The organism is Actinomadura luzonensis (assembly GCF_022664455.2).
GTDB lineage: Bacteria > Actinomycetota > Actinomycetes > Streptosporangiales > Streptosporangiaceae > Nonomuraea > Nonomuraea luzonensis.
The window spans coordinates 1,839,665-1,856,599 of record NZ_JAKRKC020000001.1; the positions used below are offsets into that span (position 1 = coordinate 1,839,665).

Here is a 16,935-nt window from a genome sequence, read left to right on the forward strand (position 1 = left end):
CGTTTCCCTCCCGCTACGCCCGCGTCGCTCCCCCGGTCTCCCGGCCGCGCAGCGCGAGCAGGCTCTCGGCCTCCTCCAGCACGGCCTCCACCGGGACGTCGGTCACCCACGGCACGTCGTGCGGACAGCGCTCGGCCCGCGGGCGCACGCCGTCCGCGCCGCACACCGGGCAGGCGGTGGTCCACGAGATGAGCGGCCGGTGCCAGGTCCTGGAGAGCGGGCCGTAGCCGATGAGGTTGACGCACCAGTAGACGGCGACCGTGGGCGTGCCGACGGCGGCGGCCAGGTGGCGCGGGCCGGTGTCGGTGCCGATCACCAGGTCGCAGCGCTCGTACAGCGCGGCCAGCGCGCCGAGCCCGAGCGTGCCGGCGGCGGCGACGGCCGGGCTGCGCATCGCGGCGGCCACGCCCTCCACCAGCTCCCGCTCGGCGGCCGAGCCGGTGACCACGACCGGCCGGCCGAGCCGGTCGGCGACCTCGGCGAACCGCTCCACGGGCCAGCGGCGGCGCGGGTCGCGCGCCCCCGGGTGCACCGCGACCAGGCCGGGCGGCGGCTCGCCGAACGCGTCCGCCAGCTCCTCCCGGTCACGTCCGGTGACCGCCGCCCGCGGCTCCAGCCGGCCGGGCGCGGCCCCGACCAGCTCGACCGCCTGGAGGAGCCGCAGGGCCTCGTGGTGGTAGCCGGCGTACGGCATCCAGCGGTCGAGCTCCTCGGCGTCCGGCGTCCGCAGCCCGGCCGTCACCCGCGCGCCGAGCCGCCGCACGAAGGGGTTGGAGTACCGGCCGCCGCCGTGGAGCTGCACGGCCAGGTCGAAGGCGCGCTCACGCAGCCCCTCGAACAGCCCGGGCGGCGCGGCGTGCCCGTCCTCCGCGACGGACACGCCGGTGACCGGCGGCAGCGCGATCACCTCGTCCACCGGGCCCGGCCGCTGCGCCAGGAACCCGGCGTGCCAGGGCAGCCCGAGCAGCGTCAGCTTGGCGTCCGGGTAGGCCGCCTTCAGCGCCTCCAGCGCGGGGACGGCCAGCAGGTAGTCGCCGATCGCGTTGGCCCGCAGCACGACGATCCGCTCGACGCCCGGCACCGGCCCGCCCATCACGTCTCCAGCACGTAGTCGTAGCACTCGGCCCGCCGGTCCACGACGGTGGTGGGCAGCTCCAGGTGGTAGGCGCGGCTCGGCAGCAGGCCCGCGCCGCCGTGCCGTTCCATGACGCGGAGCTGGGCCACGACGTCCTCGCCGGCGTGCGCGGCCGGGACCGACGGCCAGAAGGCGAACCCGCCGCACGCCACCAGCCGCTCCCGCGCGTAGAGCACGCAGCCGCCGATCCAGGCCACCTTGTACGCCCGCCACCCCCGGTCCGCGCCCACCTTCTCGGCCAGGTGCAGCGGGTTGGCCGCGTTGTGGAGGTGGTGCCGCCGCCAGGCGGGCCCGTCCCTCCGCACCCGCTCGGGGCGCACCTGGCCGGTCCACTCCTCGTACGCGGTCAGCTCGTGCGGCCGCCGGTCCTCCCGGTAGGACAGCCCGTGCAGCGCGTACCCGACGAACCCGCAGCCCAGCTCGTCCAGGGCGCCGGTCATCGTGGCGAGCGCGTCCGGCTCCAGCCACACGTCGTCGTCCAGGTAGAGCGCGTGCCTGCGCCGCGCCCGCTCCAGCAGGAACTGCCGCTGCTCGGCCAGCCCGCGCGGCGGCACGTGCCGCAGCAGCTCCACCGGCGACCGCCGGTGCTCCAGGATCCGCACGGCGGCGGCCACGAGCGGGTCCGCGTCCACGGGCGTGTCCGACTGGTCGGACACGACCACCCGGAACCCGGTCACGCTCTGCGCGGCGAGCCCCGCGAGCGTGACCGCGAGCGCTCCCGGCCGGTCCTTCGTCGGTACGAGCACATCGAGATCCAACCCCTGCATAGCGGCCCGGCTACCCAGGCAGAACCCCCTTAACCAGCCGTAACAGCAGGTCGCCGGGGTTTGAGAAGGCTCTCTCCAGGTACTCGCTTCTCATGGGCACCACAGACGAGAAGGTCATCGACGCGGTCGTCGTCGGCGACGTCATGCTCGACTCCTGGCTGCACGGCTCGGCCAAACGGCTGGCGCAGGAGGCGCCGGTGCCCGTGATGAGCCTGGAGGCCACCGAGAACGCCCCGGGCGGCGCCGCCAACACCGCCGCCAACCTGGTCGCGCTCGGCGCCCGGGTGTGCCTGATCGGCGTCGTGGGCGACGACGAGCCGGCCGAGGAGCTGAAGCAGGCGCTGCGCCTGCGCGGCGTCGAGGCCGACCTGCTGGCCGTGCCGGGCCGGCGCACCGCGCACAAGCGGCGGCTGGTCACCGACGGCCAGCTCACCGCACGCTTCGACGAGGAGGACCCGGACGAGCTGCCCGAGGCGGCCGAGCGCGAGCTGCTGCGCCGCATCGCGGCCGTGGCGCCCGCCGCCGACGTGGTGGTGGCCTGCGACTACGCGGGCGGCGTGTGCACCCCGGCGGTGCGGCGGGCGCTCGCCGGGCTGCCGCTGCTGGTCGTGGACGCGCACGCGGTGGCCCCGTGGCGGGAGTGCCGGCCGACGGCCGTGCTGCCCAACTACGCCGAGGTCGTCCGGCTGCTCGCCGAGGAGGACGAGGAGCAGGACCGGCTGGGGTTCCTGCTGGCCCGCAGCGATCGGGTGCTGGAGCTGACCGGCGCGGACATGGTGGTGACGACCCTCGACGGCGAGGGCACGCTGCTGCACCGCGCCGGGGTCCCGCCGTACCGGACCTACGCCGAGCCCGCGCCGCAGCACATGGCGACCGGCGCGGGCGACACCTACACCGCGGCCTTCGCGCTCTGGCTGGCCGGCGGCGCGCCGCCCGAGGAGGCCGCGCAGGCGGGGCAGGCCGCGGCGGCGGTGGTCGTGAGCCGGCCGGGCACGGCCGTGTGCACCCGGCACGACCTGCTGCGGGCGCTGCGGCGGCGCGACGGCGCGGTGCAGAGCGCCGAGCGGCTGGCCCAGCTCCTCGACGAGCACCGGCGGCGGGGCGAGCGGGTGGTGTTCACCAACGGCTGCTTCGACGTGCTGCACCGCGGCCACGTCACCTACCTGGAGCAGGCGGGACGGCTCGGCGACGTGCTGGTGGTCGCGGTCAACAGCGACGCGGGCGTGACCCGGCTGAAGGGGCCGGGCCGCCCGGTGAACCCGTGCGAGGACCGCATGTCGGTGCTGGCCGCGCTGCACGGCGTGGACTACGTGATCGAGTTCGACGAGGACACGCCCGAGCGGCTGATCCGGATGATCCGTCCCGAGCTGTACGTGAAGGGCGGCGACTACACGCCGGAGATGTTGCCGGAGACCCCGCTCGTGCGGGCGCTCGGCGGCGAGGTGCGGGTGCTCGACTACCTGCCCGACCGCTCCACCACGGCCATCATCGGCCGCATGCGGTCACTGCCCGAGAACGCCTGACCCGCGCGGCGCCCAATCACGTCAGCCCGGTCACGCCAGGACGCGCTCCAGCCAGGGCCGGAGGACCGGCAGGACGTTGCCCGGCAGCATGGCCCCCATGTGGTCGAGGCCGTCCAGCACGACGACGTCCCAGCCGCGCGCCTCCAGCTCGGCGCGGTGGCGGGTGAGCGGGCCGCCGAGGTCGACCCGGGTGCCGCCCCACTCCTCGGCGTAGCTGATCTCGTCGGCGGAGCCGGCGAAGCACAGGCGCGGGCAGTCCAGCCGGACGGATTTGTCGTCGAAGTCCTGCAACGCCTGGTAGAGCGTGACGAACTGGCGCGCCTGCGCGACGCTCGGCACCGACTGGACCGACGACCAGTCGCCGGGCTCGGCCGGCCGGTCGGCGGGCGGGGGCGGGGCGAGCGCCTTGTCGTACGTGGCGGTCGTGACCTTCAGCATCTCGGCGTACGGCCCGTCGTAGGGCGGGTACCCGCCCATGACCAGCGCCGAGAGCCGGTCGGTGCGCACGGCGAGCTGCAGCCCGCTGAGCGCGAGCCACGAGTAGCCGTAGTACGCGAACCGGTCCCCGCCCACGGCGTCGGCCACCGCCAGCAGGTCGGCGGCGACGTTGTCCGGGGTGAGGGTGTCCGGCTTGGGGACGGCCATGACGTGGCCGGTGTAGTCGAAGGCGGCGACGCGGAAGGCGTCGCTGAGCCCGTCGACGAGGGTGCGGCCGAGCGCCGGGTCGGCGCCCCATTTGCGCATCTCCTCGGCCTGCTCGCCCTCGATCGGGCGCGGGTCGACGGGGAGCAGCACGAGCGGCCCCGACCCGCGCACCTCCACCTCGATGGCGCTGCCGTCGTGCAGGATCGCCTCGGTCATGGCCCTCCTCCTCCGTGAAGCGTGTCGAGGAGGACAATAGCTTATGGCGTAAAGAGTCTCAACGGATTGGGGACCGGGACGCAGCGCATCGCCTCGCCCTCGGCGTCCGTCCAGCGCAGCAGCAGGTTGGCCTTGGCCGGGAGGTACGGCCCCGACAGCAGCTCCCGCAGCTCCTCAGGGTCGGCGTGGTCCCGCCCCGCGTCCTTGAACACCGCGCGCGCCCGCGCCCACAGCTCGTCCCGCAGCGCGGGATGGCGCTCGGTCACGGCTCCGCCGATCTCCAGCAGGTTGTTGACCAGCAGGCAGTAGACCAGCCGCTCCCAGCCGTAGGCCCGGCTCACCGAGGCCGCGCCGGGCAGCCCGGGACGCCGCTCGGCCAGGATGCGCACGCCCTCGTGGTCGCGGAAGAGCGCCTGCGCGGGCAGGCCGCGCGCGTCCACCCCGACCAGCACGTTCTGCAGGTGGCACTCCAGCACGACGCCGTGCCGCAGGTACGCGTGCAGCACCGGCGGCACCACGTGCTCCAGGTAGCGCTCCCACCAGAGCAGGGCCGTGTCCTCGTCCAGGCCGTCCAGCGGGTTGCCGGGGAAGCCCTCGCTGATCCCGGCCGCCTGCGCCGCGCGCAGCCCGGGACGCAGCCGGCCGCCCAGCCCGTCGCGGACGATCACCGCCAGCGCCTCGCCGCCGTCGCCGCCCAGCTCCGCGCTGCGGTACCCCCGGTCGCGCAGCACGGCCGGCCGCGGCACGTGCTCGGCCAGCCCGTCGAAGGCCCCGTCCACCAGGTCGGCGACCTCGCTCAGGCGGCGCAGGTCGCGCAGCCACAGCCGGCGGACGTCGTTGGTGATGCGCACGTCCAGGCTGAACTTGCAGAACAGGTCCGCCTCGGGCAGGTACACCGTGCGGATCGAGGAGGTGGCGACGGCCTCCCGCGCGGTCTCGCCGAGGTGGCGCAGCTCGGTGCCGCCGAGGTGGCGCAGCCGCCCGCCGCGCAGGCCGCCCAGCAGCTCCACCTGCCAGGGGTGCGCGGGCAGCGGCACCAGGCCGTCGGCCGGGACGGCGGGCGCGAGCGCGTCCAGGGCGGCCGGGTCGCCCTCCTCCACCAGCAGCTCGGCCGGCACGCCGAGCACCGGCAGGGTGAAGCTCGCGCGGACCTCGGGCGAGTAGCGCAGCCACTCCCGGGGGCCGCCGCCGCCCCTGGCCTTGGGGGCGGGATGGTAGCGGTGGCCGGCGACGAGGGCCTGCTCCGAGCGCAGGTACAGGTCGGCGGGCGGCTCGGTGGCCCGGCGGGCGGCCAGCAGCACGGCGGTGACGTCGCGGCTGTGCCGGATCTCGGCGGGCAGGGCCGCGTTCTCCACCCCGGTGCGGGCGCGCAGCTCGGCCGCGGTGAGCGCGATCAGCTCGTCGAGCGGCAGCGGACGCCAGCCGCGCGGCGTGCGCAGCTCGGGGTCGGCGGGGAAGCGGGACCCGTGCACGCGGAGGACGTGACCGGTCGCGGGCAGCACGTGCGCGCCGGCCTCTGGACCCGGCCGGGCGACCTCCCTGACCAGGCAGTTCAGCAGCGCCGTCACCGTGAGGGCGGTGGCGCCGGTCCAGGCCTCGCGCTCCGGCCCGCCAGGCGGGAGGAGGCCGTCTGTGGATGCCATAGCGACCTTCTCCTACCGTTTGTACCCATTAGTGGACTCAGGCTAGCTAACCGGGATGTACATGGAAGCCGAGGGGAATATGGGGCGAGTGGAGAGCGAGTTCGCGGCGCGGGTGGCCGCCGTGCGCCCCGCGCTGTCGGGGGCGTACGCCGCCGCCGTGCCGGGCGCCCGCGCCGCCGTCCTGGGCCGCCTGTGGCGGAGCCTCCTCCACGAGCCGCTGCCCGGCGTCGCCGCCTCCCCGGGACACTCCGTCCAGCGCGGGCAGACGCCTGGGCTGGGCCCGGCCACGGTGACGCTGGCCGACGGCCGCGTCCTGCGCGGGCCCGGGCGGCGGCCGCACGACCTCGGCGAGGTGCCCGCCCTGTGGCTGGACGGCGAGCCGTACGCGGAGCCCGCCGGGCTGCTGGCCGCGCTCGCCCTGCCCGGCTCCGCCCGGCTGACCGAAGACCTGGCCAACAGCGTCGCCTCCCTGGCCCTGTCCCGCGCGAACGCCCGCCCCCGGCCGCCCCGCACCCCGGAGGACCACGAGCAGGGCGTCGTGGACGGGCACCCGTACCACCCGTGCTGCCGCAACCGGCCCGGCGTGTCGGTGGCCGAGCAGCTCGCCTACATGCCCGAGCACCGGCCCGTCGTCGCCCTGGACCTGGTCGCCGTCCCCGCCGCCGGCTGCCTGGTGTCCGGCCCGTGGCCGGCCGCGCTGACCGACGGCGACCGGCTGCTCCTGCCCGTGCACCCGTGGCAGAGCGAGCACGTGCTGCCCGACCTGGGCCTGCGCCCGCACGTCACGGGGGCGGTCCCGGCGCACCCGCTGATGTCCGTGCGCACCCTCGCCCCGCTGGACGGCGGCCCGCATCTCAAGACGGCCTTCAGCACCCGGATGACCTCGGACGTGCGCGACATCTCCCCCGGCTCGATCCGCGACTGCGTGCTGCTGTCGGACCTCCTCGCCGCCCTGTCCCGCCGCGCCGGAGGCCCGCGCATGGTCCGCTACCTGGCCGGGGCCGCCGCGAGCGTGAAGGGCGAGTACAGCGCCGACGTGTCGGTGATGCTGCGCGAGCCCACCAGCGCCTTCGCGGGCGGCGGGGCGGCCGTGCTGCCCGTGGCCGCGGTGACGTCCGACACCACCGGCGACCCGGCCGCCTGGCTCACGGCCTTCGCCCGGATCGCGCTGCCGCCCGCGCTGCGCCTGCTCACCCTCGGCGCGGCCCTGGAGGCCCACGGCCAGAACCTCCTGGTCGTCCTGGACGGGCACGGCCTGCCCGCGCGGCTGGCCTACCGCGACCTCGCCGACGTGCGCCTCAGCCCGGCGCGGCTGGCCCGGCACGGCGTGGCGGTGCCGCCGGTCAGCGCCCGGCTGCTGCACGACGATCCGCGGGTCCTGCACGCCAAGCTTTTCGGCTCGCTCGTCGGCACCACTTTCGGCAGCCTCATCGCCCGCTTCGCCGGCGGCGACCTGGACAGGGAGCGCGGCCTGTGGCGGATCGTGCGCGAGACCGCGCGGAAGGCGTTCGAGGAGCTACCCTGCAACCCTGACGTGCGGCTCGACCGTGAGGCGCTGTTCGCCCCGTACATCATGGGCAAGGCGCACCTGCTGGCGCAGCTGGAGGGCACACGGTCAGGAGACAACTGGATAAAGCTGCCTAATCCACTCTTCGCAGTGATGTGACTGCGAATCGTCTGGCCCTGGGCGTCAAGAGGGGGGAATATGGCCGTGAGCCGCGTGTGCGCCGCCGCTCGTGGAACGCGGGGTGAGGAGGCCGTCCGGTGATGCAACTGTCAGTGCGGCTCGTCCCCGTCGGGGAGACGACCCTGGTGGTCGCCCTGACGGGAGAGCTCGATTCGACGACCAGGCCCGTCCTGGCCGCCTTCCTGGACCCGTTGCCGCAGTCCAGGGTGAAGTACGTCGTGGTCGCCGCCGCCGACCTGTGGTTCTGCGACCTCAACGGGCTGGAGCAGCTCGCGATCACGCACCGCGCGATGCAGGCCAAGGGCGGCTACCTCGCCGTGGCGGAGGCCAAGCAGCCGCTGCGCCGGCTCATCGCGCTCATGGCCGAGCACGCGCAGCCGGCGATCCCGGTCTACGCGAGCATGCCGGAGGCGCTGGCCGAGACCGACGTGGACGTCTACGAGGTGCCGCAGCCGCCCACGCCCGTGCCCCGGCACATGCCCGCGCTGCGCACCGTGCCGAAGTCGGTGAACGGCGGCGGCGACCGGCCGCTCCCGCGCCGCAAGCCGGAGCCCCGCGAGGCTGGCGCGCCGCCGCTGTCGCTGGTCATGGACCGCTCGCGCCACCTGCGCGAGCAGACGCTCCGCCAGCGCTACACGCTGACCCGCCAGTTGCTGGAGGCCGGCGAGTCCCGGCTGCTGCTGCAGTCGGCGCGCGAGCGCTGCTCGGCCAGCCTGGCCGCGCTGCGCACCAATCGCGCCGTCATCCTGACGGCGATCTCGGGCGCACCGGCAGCCCCGCTCACGAAGAATGCCGCCGGCACGCATGACGACGGCATTACCGGACAGGGAAGGAGGTATGCGGACGGCAGGGCGTGACCTCGTCGTCGTCGCCGCCAGTGCCGGCGGCGTCGACCCACTGCGCAACCTGCTCGCGGGCCTGCCCGGCGACCTGCCCGCGGCCGTGCTCGTGGTCCTGCACGTCCCGCCGCACAGCAAGAGCGTGCTGGCCGGCATCCTCGACCGGGCGGGCCCCCTGCCCGCCGCCCCCGCGCTGGACGGGGAGCAGATCCGGCCGGGCCGCGTCTACGTCGCCCGCCCCGACCACCACCTGCTGGTCCAGGACGGCCGGATCCGGCTGTCGCGCGGCCCCCAGCACAACGGGCACCGCCCGGCCGCCGACGCGCTGTTCCTGAGCGCCGCGCTCGACGCGGGCCCGCACGTCGCGGCCGTCGTGCTGAGCGGCGCGCTCGACGACGGCGCGCGCGGCAGCGAGGCCGTCCACCGGCAGGGCGGCGCGGTCGCCGTCCAGAGCCTGGAGGAGTGCGTCTTCCCCGGCATGCCGTCCGCCGCCCTCGCCGCGGTGCCGGAGGCCGAGGAGCTGACCGTGCAGAAGCTCGCGGCCTGGGTCGAGCACCAGAGCCGCACCCCTGTGGAGGTGGAGGAGCGGATGCCCGACAACGACATGGAGAGGGAGATCGACCTCCTGCTGCGGGAGGGCCCGGCCCTCGGCGACCCCGACGGCGAGCTCATCGCCTTCAGCTGCCCGACCTGCGACGGCCCCATGTACGAGCAGCGGAGCGGGCGCAGCTCCCGCTACGTCTGCCGGGTCGGCCACGCCTGGTCCCGTGAGGCCATGCTGAACGCCCAGTCGGACGCGGTCGAGCGGGCCCTGTGGGTGGCCGTGCAGCGGCTGGAGGAACGCATCCGGGTGCTGGAGCGCATGCGCAGCTCCGCGGAGGACCGCCGGCAGACCATCTCCGCCCAGTACCTCCGTGAGGAGGAGGAACGCACCAGGGAAGCCCTGGAAACCCTCCGCACGCTGCAATCGCGCATCGGTCGCGGCGACGAGCCGTCGTTGGCGGACTGAGCAGCGCCGGGCAGCGTAGGCTGGCGCCGTGACACCTGAGGAAGAGCGCGAGTTCGACGATCTCCTCCTCCTGCTGAAGGAGACCCGCGGCTTCGACTTCACCGGCTACAAGCGCAACACGCTCATACGACGCATCGCCCGCCGGCTGGAGGCGCTGAAGCTCCACACCTACAGCGAATACCGCGACCACCTGGAGTTGCAGCCGGAGGAGTACAGCAGGCTGTTCGACAGCCTGCTCATCAACGTGACCAGCTTCTTCAGGGACGCCGCCGCCTGGCAACGGCTGCGTGAGACGGTCATCCCCGCCCTGATGGAGCACAAGGACACCGGCCAGCCCATCCGGGTGTGGAGCGCGGGCTGCGCCACGGGCGAGGAGGCGTACACGATCGCCATGGTCCTCGCCGAGGAGCTCGGCATGGAGTCCTTCCGCGATCGCGTCAAGATCTACGGCACCGACCTCGACGAGAAGGCGCTGCACGCGGCGCGCACCGGCGTCTACACCGACCGCGCGCTCGCCGACGTGCCCCTCGACCTGCGCGAGACCTACTTCGAGCCGGTCGACAACGGCTTCACCTTCCGCCGCGACCTGCGCCGCCAGCTCATCTTCGGCCGCAACGACCTGACCCGCGACGCCCCGATCTCGCGCGTCGACCTGCTGCTGGCCCGCAACACGCTGATGTACTTCAACACGGAGATGCAGCTCAACATCATCCGGCGCTTCCACTTCGCGCTCGCCGACCCGGGCTTCCTGTTCCTCGGCAAGGCCGAGATGCTGCTCAACCACAGCGACAAGTTCGAGCCCGTCGACCTGCGGATGCGGCTGTTCAGGAAGATCCGGCCGGCCAGCCACAACAACCGCGCCACCTGGTCCGTGGTCGGCACCGCCACCGACCTCGCCGCGCGGCTGCCGACGCTGGCGTCCGTCGCCCTCGCCTCGGGGCCGGTGGCGCAGCTCGTGCTCGACCTGTCCGGCAACCTGGCCCTGGCCAACAGCAGGGCCGAGGCGCTGTTCAACCTCAACCCGCGCGACGTCGGCCGCCCGTTCCAGGACCTCGAGGTCTCCTACCGGCCGGTGGAGCTGCGCTCGGTGATCGAGCAGGCCCGCCACGACCTTCGCACGGTCGAACTCCAGGAGGTGACCTGGCACCGGCCCGGCATGCCCGAGGACAACGTCTTCGACGTCTCCGTGGTCCCGCTCCTCGCCTCCGGCAACCTCGTGGGGATCAGCATCCACTTCAACGACGTGACCCGCTACCGCAAGCTGCGCGATGAGCTGGAAGAGGCCAACCGCCAGCTCGAACAGGCCTACGAGGAGCTCCAGTCCCTCAACGAGGAGCTGGAGACCACCAACGAGGAGCTCCAGTCCACCAACGAGGAGCTGGAGACCACCAACGAGGAGCTCCAGTCCACCAACGAGGAGTTGGAGACGATGAACGAGGAGCTCCAGTCCACCAACGACGAGCTCCAGCAGATCAACGACGCCCTGACGGCCCGCACGATCGAGCTGGACGAGGTCAACACGTTCGTCTCCTCGGTGGTGCGGAGCCTCGGCGACGCGGTGGTGGTGCTCGACGACCAGCTCCGGGTCATCGTCTGGAGCCCCGGCGCCGAGGACCTGTGGGGCGTGCGCTCCGACGAGGCCGTGGGCAAGAACCTGTCGGCGCTCGACATCGGCCTGCCGCTCGACGTGCTCTCGCCGCGGCTGCAGGCGGCCCTGTCCGCCGACGGCGGCAAACCGGCGGACGAGCTCGAAGGGCTGGTTCTGGACGCCGTCAACCGCAGGGGCCGGCCGGCGGCGCTCGCCGTGCAGGTGTCCCACCTGCGGGCCGAGGACGGCGACACCCACGGCCTCATCATGGTGATGAACCTGATCGGCTCCGACGCCCCGACCGACCGCTAGATCGCGAGCTCCGCCAGCGGGATCCGGCGGAAGGCGATGCTCTCGTACGGGCCGAAGTCGCCGGTCTCGAACAGCAGCCCCACCGTGTCCGCGTCCAGCCTGACCAGGTCGGAGTAGGCCGCGGGCAGCCCGGACACGGTGTGGGCGACCCGCCAGGTGACGCCGTGGTCGTGGCTGGCCCGCACGGTCATCAGCGCCCGGGCGGCCGGGTCCGCCGGGCCGGAGAACAGCAGCACGCCCGGCGGGTCGCACCACAGCAGGCTGCCCTCCACCACTGGGCCCACCAGGCCCGCCTGGGGCCGGAACGGCAGCTCCAGCGTCTGCCCGCCGTCGGCCGAGTAGGCGTCGGCGCGGGTGCCGGGGGCGGTCGAGTCGGTGCGGGTGTTGAGGTAGACCCGGCCGCCGGGCAGCTCGGCCGCGGTGGTCTCGTTGACGTTGACGTAGCCGTCGGGGGTGTCGTCGACGTAGCCGATGCGCCAGCTCCGGCCGCCGTCGTCGCTGAGCAGGCAGTGGCCGCCGTTGTACTTGCCCTCGGTGCCGTTGTCCTGGCCCGCGGGGGGCAGGGAGTGGTTGGCGGGGACGAGGAGGCGGCCGGCGTGCGGGCCCTCGCGCAGCTCGATCGCGTGGCCGGGGGTGGTCGCGTACCAGCGCCACTCCGGCCTCTTCACCTGCTCGGTGATCTCGCGGGGCGCGGACCAGGTGACGCCGTCGTCCGCGCTCACCTGCACGAACACCCGCCGCCCGGCCTCGGCGGCCACCTGGCCGCGCCGGATTTTCTCCTCGGTCGCGCCCGGGCCCTGCCGCACCAGGACCAGCACCACCCGGCCGTCGGACGTCACGATCGGCGCGGGATTGCCCGCGGTGCCGCCGCGCGGCTCGGTGGCGACGACCTGGAGCGCGTCCCAGGTGCGGCCGCCGTCGTGGGACCGCTTGAGCACCACGTCGATGTGCCCGGAGTCGCCCGCCGACTCCCGCCGCCCCTCCGCGAACGCCAGCACGACCCCCGCGCTGGTGGTCACCGCGGCCGGGATCCGGAACGTGTGGTAGCCGTCGCTCCCCTGACGATAGGGCAGGGACGTCGGATGCTGATCGACCATGCGCGCACGCTACGACCCCCGGATGAACACCATCCGACCCCCCGGCGAACGCCCGCCCCCGGAGCGTGGGGTGGTGGCGGCACACGCCGGGAAGTGGCCCGGGGGTCGTCGCGGGGGTGCGGCGTGAAAGAGTGCGTTGCAGGAACGAGTGCATGGGGAGGCTGGGGTGGCCGACGAGTTCGACGTGATCGTGATCGGCGCCGGTCCCGCCGGTGAGAACGTCGCGGACCGGGCGGTACGGGGCGGCCTGACCGCGGCGATCGTGGAGGAGCGCCTGGCCGGCGGCGAGTGCTCCTACTGGGCGTGCGTGCCGAGCAAGGCGCTGCTGCGCCCGGTGGACCTGGCGGGCGAGGTGAGCCGGGTGCCGGGCATGTCGCTCGGCGAGATCGACGTGGCGGCCGTGCTGGCCCGCCGCGACGAGGCCGTCGGCAACTACGACGACGGCGGCCAGGTGCGGTGGATCGAGGGCGTGCCGGCGGAGTTCGTCCGCGGGCGGGGGCGGCTGGACGGGCCGAAGCGGGTGCGGGTGACGCTGGAGGACGGCGCCGAGCGGGTGCTGACCGCCCGCCAGGCCGTGGTCCTGGCGACGGGCAGCACGGCGGCGGTCCCGCCGGTGCCCGGCCTGGCCGAGGCGCGCCCGTGGACCAGCCACGAGGTGACGGCGGCCGCCGGGATCCCGGAGCGGCTGGCCGTGCTGGGCGGCGGCGTGGTGGCGTGCGAGATGGCGCAGGCCATGCACGGCCTCGGCGCCCGCCAGACGACGCTACTGGTGCGCGGCGGCGGGCTGCTCGGCCGCATGGAGCCGTTCGCGGGCGAGCTGCTGGCCGAGTCGTTCGCCGCGAGCGGCATCGACGTGCGCACCCGCACCGACGTGGTCCGGGTGGAGCGCCCCGAGCCGGGCGGCAAGGTGACGGTGCACCTGTCCGACGGCCCGCCGCTGGAGGCCGACGAGCTGCTGGTGGCCACCGGCCGCCATCCCGCGACCCGCGGTCTCGGGCTGTCCTCGGTGGGCCTGGCCGACGGCGCGTACGTCGAGGTGGACGACAGCATGCGGGCGACCGGCGTCCCCGGCGGCTGGTTGTACGCCGTGGGCGACGTCAACGGCCGGGCGCTGCTCACCCACATGGGCAAGTACCAGGCGCGGATCTGCGGCGACGTGATCGCGGCGCGGGCCCGCGGCGACGAGCTGCCCGGGATGCGCGACCTGGCGGGCGGCTACGGCGAGCCGCAGGTGGTGTTCACCGACCCGCAGGTGTGCGCGGTGGGCCGGACGGAGGCGGCCGCCAGGGAGGCCGGCTTCCGGGTGCGCGCGGTCGACTACGACCTGGGCTCGGTGACCGGCGCCTACCTGCTGGGCGACGGCTACCGGGGCCGGGCGAAGGCCGTCGTGGACGAGGACAGGAAGGTGCTGCTGGGGGTGACGTTCGCCGGTCCGGGGGTCGGCGAGCTGCTGCACGCGGCGACGATCGCGGTGACCGCCGAGGTGCCGCTGGAGCGGCTGTGGCACGCCGTGCCGTCGTTCCCGACGGTCAGTGAGGTCTGGTTGCGTCTTCTGGAGGCGTACGGGCTGTAGGGCCGGTCACCGGGGGTCCGGCCCGGGAGGGCGCGGAGCCGTGTGGTCCCCGCTGCAGCATCAGCTCCGCCACGGTCTCCTCGACGCTGTCGCGCACGTCCACGCGCGACAGCAGGTCCGTCAGCCGCAGCACGGACAGCAGGTGGCCGGACGGCCGGACCAGGATGATCCGGCCGCCGGCCTCGCCCGTGCCGTCCTGCTGCTCCTCCATGCGTTGCATCGCCATCGCCAGCACGCCGATCACGGAGGAGTCGTAGAAGTCGAGATCGGCGAGGTCGAACACGAGGACCGGGCCAGGGGACCAGTCCCAGACGGCGGTGACGCAAGCGCTGAACCGGACTCTTCCGGCGTGGTCGAGCCGGCCGCTGGCGCGGATGACCGTGCAGTGAAGGTGCCGGGTCGTCTCAATGCGCAGGCCGCTCCTGGTCACCTTTTTCCACTGCCCCCAGAGCGGCGTTATCACAGGTGATCGCCATTTTTCCGGGTATGGCGGGGCGGGCAGGCGCCCGCCCCGTGAAGGGCGGGCACTCCCGTGACCCGCGGGAAAGGTGGTCCCCCTACTCGTACGGGGACAGCTCCATCCCGTACGACCGGTCGCTGACGGTGGCGTACTCCAGGGTCGGCACGACGCCCTGGTCGGGCGCGAGGAGCACGAGCAGCGGCGAGCGGGCCGGGCTCGGCACCTCCAGCTCGGTCAGGTTGCCCTGGGGCCGCTGCTCCGGCACGCCGATGTCGCCGTCGCGGATGCTGAGGACCTGCTCGACGTCCGGGGCGGCGGCGCGCATGAGCTTCTTCGTGGCGTGCCGCAGCCAGCGCCACTCGCTGTTCATCCGCCGCCAGGTCGCCGGGATGACGGCGGCCGGCTCGGCCTTGGTGCTGAGCCGGAAGGTGATGTAGCCGCTGGAGCCGAACGTGTTCCGCAGCACCGGGTTGACCAGGAACATGCCGGAGCGGAGCTGCCGGGGGCCCTGCCGGTTGAGGTTGACCAGGCCGCCGGCGCTGATCAGCGAGTAGAGCTCGCAGCGGCAGCCGTCGAGCTGGTCGGGGTCGAAGTCGACGGCCGGCGGCTCCTCGAAGACGATCTTGTCGATGCGCACGCCCGCCACGCCGTCCGGGATGACCCGGCCGGCCAGGATCTCGCGCGCCTCGGGGCCGACGCCGTCGCCCTCCATGATGTCCAGCGCCTCGACGCAGATCAGCCCGTCGTCGGGGATCTCCTCGGCGGCGAGGTCGAAGGCGACCTGGGCGTGCGAGCGGCGCCCGCGCAGCAGCACGCACTGGCGCAGCAGCCCCTGGGAGCGGATCTGGATCAGCCGGGGCAGCGTGCTGACCGGGTCGGTCGCGCCGGTGTGCCAGCCGCTGATCGAGTGCTCGTCCACCGACAGCGACATGCGCACCCGCAGCGGACGGCCCTGCGCGGCGATCTTGAAGCCGGCCAGCCCCGAGGTCTCGAACCTGCCGACGATCTGCGAGCCGCGGTGCAGCCGGTCGGTGATCTGCAGGGCGGCGATCTGACCGCTGAGCAGGTGGGTCGGCGGGATCGCGGGCAGGATCACCTGGTCGAGGTCGGTGGCGGAGCCTACGCTGATCATCGGGCGCTCCTCGCGGGGGTGAGTGTGGTGGACAGCCCTGCCGGGTAACGGAAGTCGAAGCGGGTGAGCAGGGGTTCACGCCGCTCCCACATGCGGTGCACCGCGCTGAAGAGGGGGTCGCCGTCGCGCTCGACGTAGCGGAGGTTGACTGCCAGCACGCGCGGGTAGTCGGCGCCGTGCGCCCAGTGCGGCAGGAGCTGGGTGGGCACGTCGGCGCCGCACCGGCGCATCCACAACCACAGGCGGGCGCGCTCGCGCTGCTCGGGGCCGAGGATGGTGTCGCCCTTGGCGTGCGTGGCGACGGCCTCCTCCAGCAGCCGCTGGTGGTCGGCGGCGGTCTGCGACAGGTGGGTGGCGCCGCAGCAGGCGCCCTCCGACCAGCCGGCCTGGATGACCGGGATGCCGAAGGCGGGCAGGTCGCTGTCCTCGAAGGTGACGGCGACGTCGGTGAGGCTCCACAGGATGTTGGTCGACAGCCCGGCGAGGCCGGACTTCATCCGCGGGTGGCTGGGCGCGATCGGGTCGAAGAACAGCCAGTTCGCCGACTCGTCGGAGGCCGCGAACTGCGCCGTGAGCTCGAACAGCTCGGTGTCCCTGCCGGGCACGTGGCCGGTCACGGCGATCGTGGGCAGGCCGGGGTCGAGCCCGAGGCGGGCGCAGCCGTAGTTGCGGAGCTGGCGGCGCTCGGTGTCGGTGCGCACCTGGTAGCCGCTCTTGGCCTGCCAGGCCACCCGCTCGGCGCTCGGCCTGATGACCTCGCGGTGCGGCCAGACGTACTGCTCGAAGAAGGCCGCCACGCGGCCGGGCAGCTCCTCCTCGAAGGAGGCCGAGCCCTCCTCCGGGAACAGCGCGTACGCCTGCAGCGTGCCGGTGCCGTGCACGTGCACGACCGGGATGTCCCGGGGCACGCCGCGGTCCACCCGCCCGGTCACCAGCGCGACCGGCGGCGTCTCCGGCTGCAGGTCGGCCGCCGCCCCGAACACCTCGGCGAGCTGCCTCGACTCCGGATCGCCCAGCACCACCAGGCGGGCGGCGGCGGCGCCGCACACGGCCTTGGCCACCATGAGCGTCCGCACCACGGCTCTGATGTCCTGGTCGAACACCTCCGCCACGACGCAGCGCTCGCCACTGGGGCTCTCTCCCCAGTAGGTACGGGCGGCGCGGAGCAGCCGATCGAAATGCCCGCCATCCCCGACACGACGCATGAGACCTCCAACGGGCTGGATAGATATGCCCTGGTAGAGGCTGCCAGAGTGCCGTACGTCCGCTCTGACGCCGCGACGACGTTTTGCCGACGTCTGACGGGAAC

At 74.1% G+C, this 16,935-nt stretch carries 14 protein-coding genes; 6 read left to right on the forward strand and 8 right to left on the reverse strand.

Translation table 11 applies throughout. From position 1 onward, the window contains the following. Window positions 1–13: 13 nt before the first annotated feature. Together MF672_RS08695 and MF672_RS08700 are read right to left on the reverse strand one after the other, a co-directional pair. Window positions 14–1,093, reverse strand: a complete 1,080-nt coding sequence (locus MF672_RS08695; RefSeq protein ID WP_242372448.1) for a glycosyltransferase family 9 protein — start codon at window positions 1,091–1,093, stop codon at window positions 14–16. After that, a complete protein-coding gene (locus MF672_RS08700) occupies window positions 1,093–1,881 on the reverse strand; it encodes a glycosyltransferase (RefSeq protein ID WP_242372444.1) in 789 nt (262 codons plus the stop codon). The genes MF672_RS08695 and MF672_RS08700 overlap by 1 nt, the downstream gene beginning before the upstream one ends. A 113-nt stretch (window positions 1,882–1,994) precedes the next feature. On the opposite strand from MF672_RS08700, the gene rfaE2 reads away from it, so the two are divergent. Then, complete coding sequence (rfaE2, locus tag MF672_RS08705; RefSeq protein WP_242372442.1) at window positions 1,995–3,425, forward strand: D-glycero-beta-D-manno-heptose 1-phosphate adenylyltransferase; 1,431 nt, start codon at window positions 1,995–1,997, stop codon at window positions 3,423–3,425. A gap of 30 nt (window positions 3,426–3,455) precedes the next feature. Here rfaE2 and MF672_RS08710 read toward each other — a convergent pair whose 3' ends face one another. Beyond that, a complete protein-coding gene (locus MF672_RS08710) occupies window positions 3,456–4,286 on the reverse strand; it encodes an alpha/beta fold hydrolase (RefSeq protein WP_242372439.1) in 831 nt (276 codons plus the stop codon). A gap of 41 nt (window positions 4,287–4,327) precedes the next feature. Next, window positions 4,328–5,929: an IucA/IucC family protein gene (locus MF672_RS08715; protein ID WP_242372437.1), complete on the reverse strand. Its 1,602-nt coding sequence runs from the start codon at window positions 5,927–5,929 to the stop codon at window positions 4,328–4,330. 79 nt (window positions 5,930–6,008) lie between these two features. Between MF672_RS08715 and MF672_RS08720 the strand changes: the two genes are divergently transcribed. The 4 genes from MF672_RS08720 to MF672_RS08735 all read left to right on the forward strand — a co-directional run bounded on the left by MF672_RS08720 (window position 6,009) and on the right by MF672_RS08735 (window position 11,364). Beyond that, window positions 6,009–7,595: an IucA/IucC family protein gene (locus tag MF672_RS08720; RefSeq protein ID WP_242372435.1), complete on the forward strand. Its 1,587-nt coding sequence runs from the start codon at window positions 6,009–6,011 to the stop codon at window positions 7,593–7,595. A 101-nt stretch (window positions 7,596–7,696) separates the two neighbouring features. After that, the gene (locus tag MF672_RS08725) at window positions 7,697–8,473 is read left to right on the forward strand and encodes an STAS domain-containing protein (RefSeq protein WP_242372502.1); all 777 of its coding nucleotides are present in this window, start codon (window positions 7,697–7,699) and stop codon (window positions 8,471–8,473) included. Further along, a complete protein-coding gene (locus MF672_RS08730; protein WP_242372433.1) occupies window positions 8,454–9,464 on the forward strand; it encodes a chemotaxis protein CheB in 1,011 nt (336 codons plus the stop codon). The genes MF672_RS08725 and MF672_RS08730 overlap by 20 nt, the downstream gene beginning before the upstream one ends. A gap of 28 nt (window positions 9,465–9,492) precedes the next feature. After that, entirely contained in the window at window positions 9,493–11,364 is a 1,872-nt protein-coding gene (locus MF672_RS08735; RefSeq protein WP_242372431.1) for a CheR family methyltransferase, read from the forward strand. Here the strand turns inward: MF672_RS08735 and MF672_RS08740 are convergent. Beyond that, window positions 11,361–12,461 (reverse strand): sialidase family protein, encoded by a 1,101-nt coding sequence (locus MF672_RS08740; RefSeq protein WP_242372428.1) that lies wholly within the window; start codon window positions 12,459–12,461, stop codon window positions 11,361–11,363. The two genes, MF672_RS08735 and MF672_RS08740, sit on opposite strands and share 4 nt — an antisense overlap. A gap of 166 nt (window positions 12,462–12,627) precedes the next feature. Here MF672_RS08740 and MF672_RS08745 point away from each other — a divergent pair, with 166 nt between their 5' ends. Next, window positions 12,628–14,034, forward strand: a complete 1,407-nt coding sequence (locus MF672_RS08745) for a dihydrolipoyl dehydrogenase family protein (RefSeq protein WP_242372426.1) — start codon at window positions 12,628–12,630, stop codon at window positions 14,032–14,034. Here MF672_RS08745 and MF672_RS08750 read toward each other — a convergent pair. From MF672_RS08750 to MF672_RS08760, 3 genes are all read right to left on the reverse strand, one after another. Next, window positions 13,991–14,464 (reverse strand): STAS domain-containing protein, encoded by a 474-nt coding sequence (locus tag MF672_RS08750; RefSeq protein ID WP_242372424.1) that lies wholly within the window; start codon window positions 14,462–14,464, stop codon window positions 13,991–13,993. The genes MF672_RS08745 and MF672_RS08750 overlap by 44 nt on opposite strands. A gap of 127 nt (window positions 14,465–14,591) precedes the next feature. Continuing rightward, on the reverse strand, window positions 14,592–15,626 hold the full coding sequence (locus MF672_RS08755) for a hypothetical protein (RefSeq protein WP_242372421.1): 1,035 nt from the start codon (window positions 15,624–15,626) through the stop codon (window positions 14,592–14,594). Continuing rightward, on the reverse strand, window positions 15,623–16,831 hold the full coding sequence (locus MF672_RS08760; protein WP_242372417.1) for a hypothetical protein: 1,209 nt from the start codon (window positions 16,829–16,831) through the stop codon (window positions 15,623–15,625). The genes MF672_RS08755 and MF672_RS08760 overlap by 4 nt, the downstream gene beginning before the upstream one ends. Between the last annotated feature and the right edge of the window lie 104 nt (window positions 16,832–16,935).

Excerpts from the sequence above, each read along its gene's own strand:
- MF672_RS08695 (WP_242372448.1), bottom strand. The coding sequence starts at position 1,093 with ATGGGCGGGCCGGTGCCGGGCGTCGAGCGGATCGTCGTGCTGCGGGCC.
- rfaE2 (WP_242372442.1), top strand. The coding sequence starts at position 1,995 with ATGGGCACCACAGACGAGAAGGTCATCGACGCGGTCGTCGTCGGCGAC.
- MF672_RS08710 (WP_242372439.1), bottom strand. The coding sequence starts at position 4,286 with ATGACCGAGGCGATCCTGCACGACGGCAGCGCCATCGAGGTGGAGGTG.
- MF672_RS08715 (WP_242372437.1), bottom strand. The coding sequence starts at position 5,929 with ATGGCATCCACAGACGGCCTCCTCCCGCCTGGCGGGCCGGAGCGCGAG.
- MF672_RS08720 (WP_242372435.1), top strand. The coding sequence starts at position 6,009 with ATGGGGCGAGTGGAGAGCGAGTTCGCGGCGCGGGTGGCCGCCGTGCGC.
- MF672_RS08725 (WP_242372502.1), top strand. The coding sequence starts at position 7,697 with ATGCAACTGTCAGTGCGGCTCGTCCCCGTCGGGGAGACGACCCTGGTG.
- MF672_RS08730 (WP_242372433.1), top strand. The coding sequence starts at position 8,454 with ATGCGGACGGCAGGGCGTGACCTCGTCGTCGTCGCCGCCAGTGCCGGC.
- MF672_RS08740 (WP_242372428.1), bottom strand. The coding sequence starts at position 12,461 with ATGGTCGATCAGCATCCGACGTCCCTGCCCTATCGTCAGGGGAGCGAC.
- MF672_RS08755 (WP_242372421.1), bottom strand. The coding sequence starts at position 15,626 with ATGATCAGCGTAGGCTCCGCCACCGACCTCGACCAGGTGATCCTGCCC.
- MF672_RS08760 (WP_242372417.1), bottom strand. The coding sequence starts at position 16,831 with ATGCGTCGTGTCGGGGATGGCGGGCATTTCGATCGGCTGCTCCGCGCC.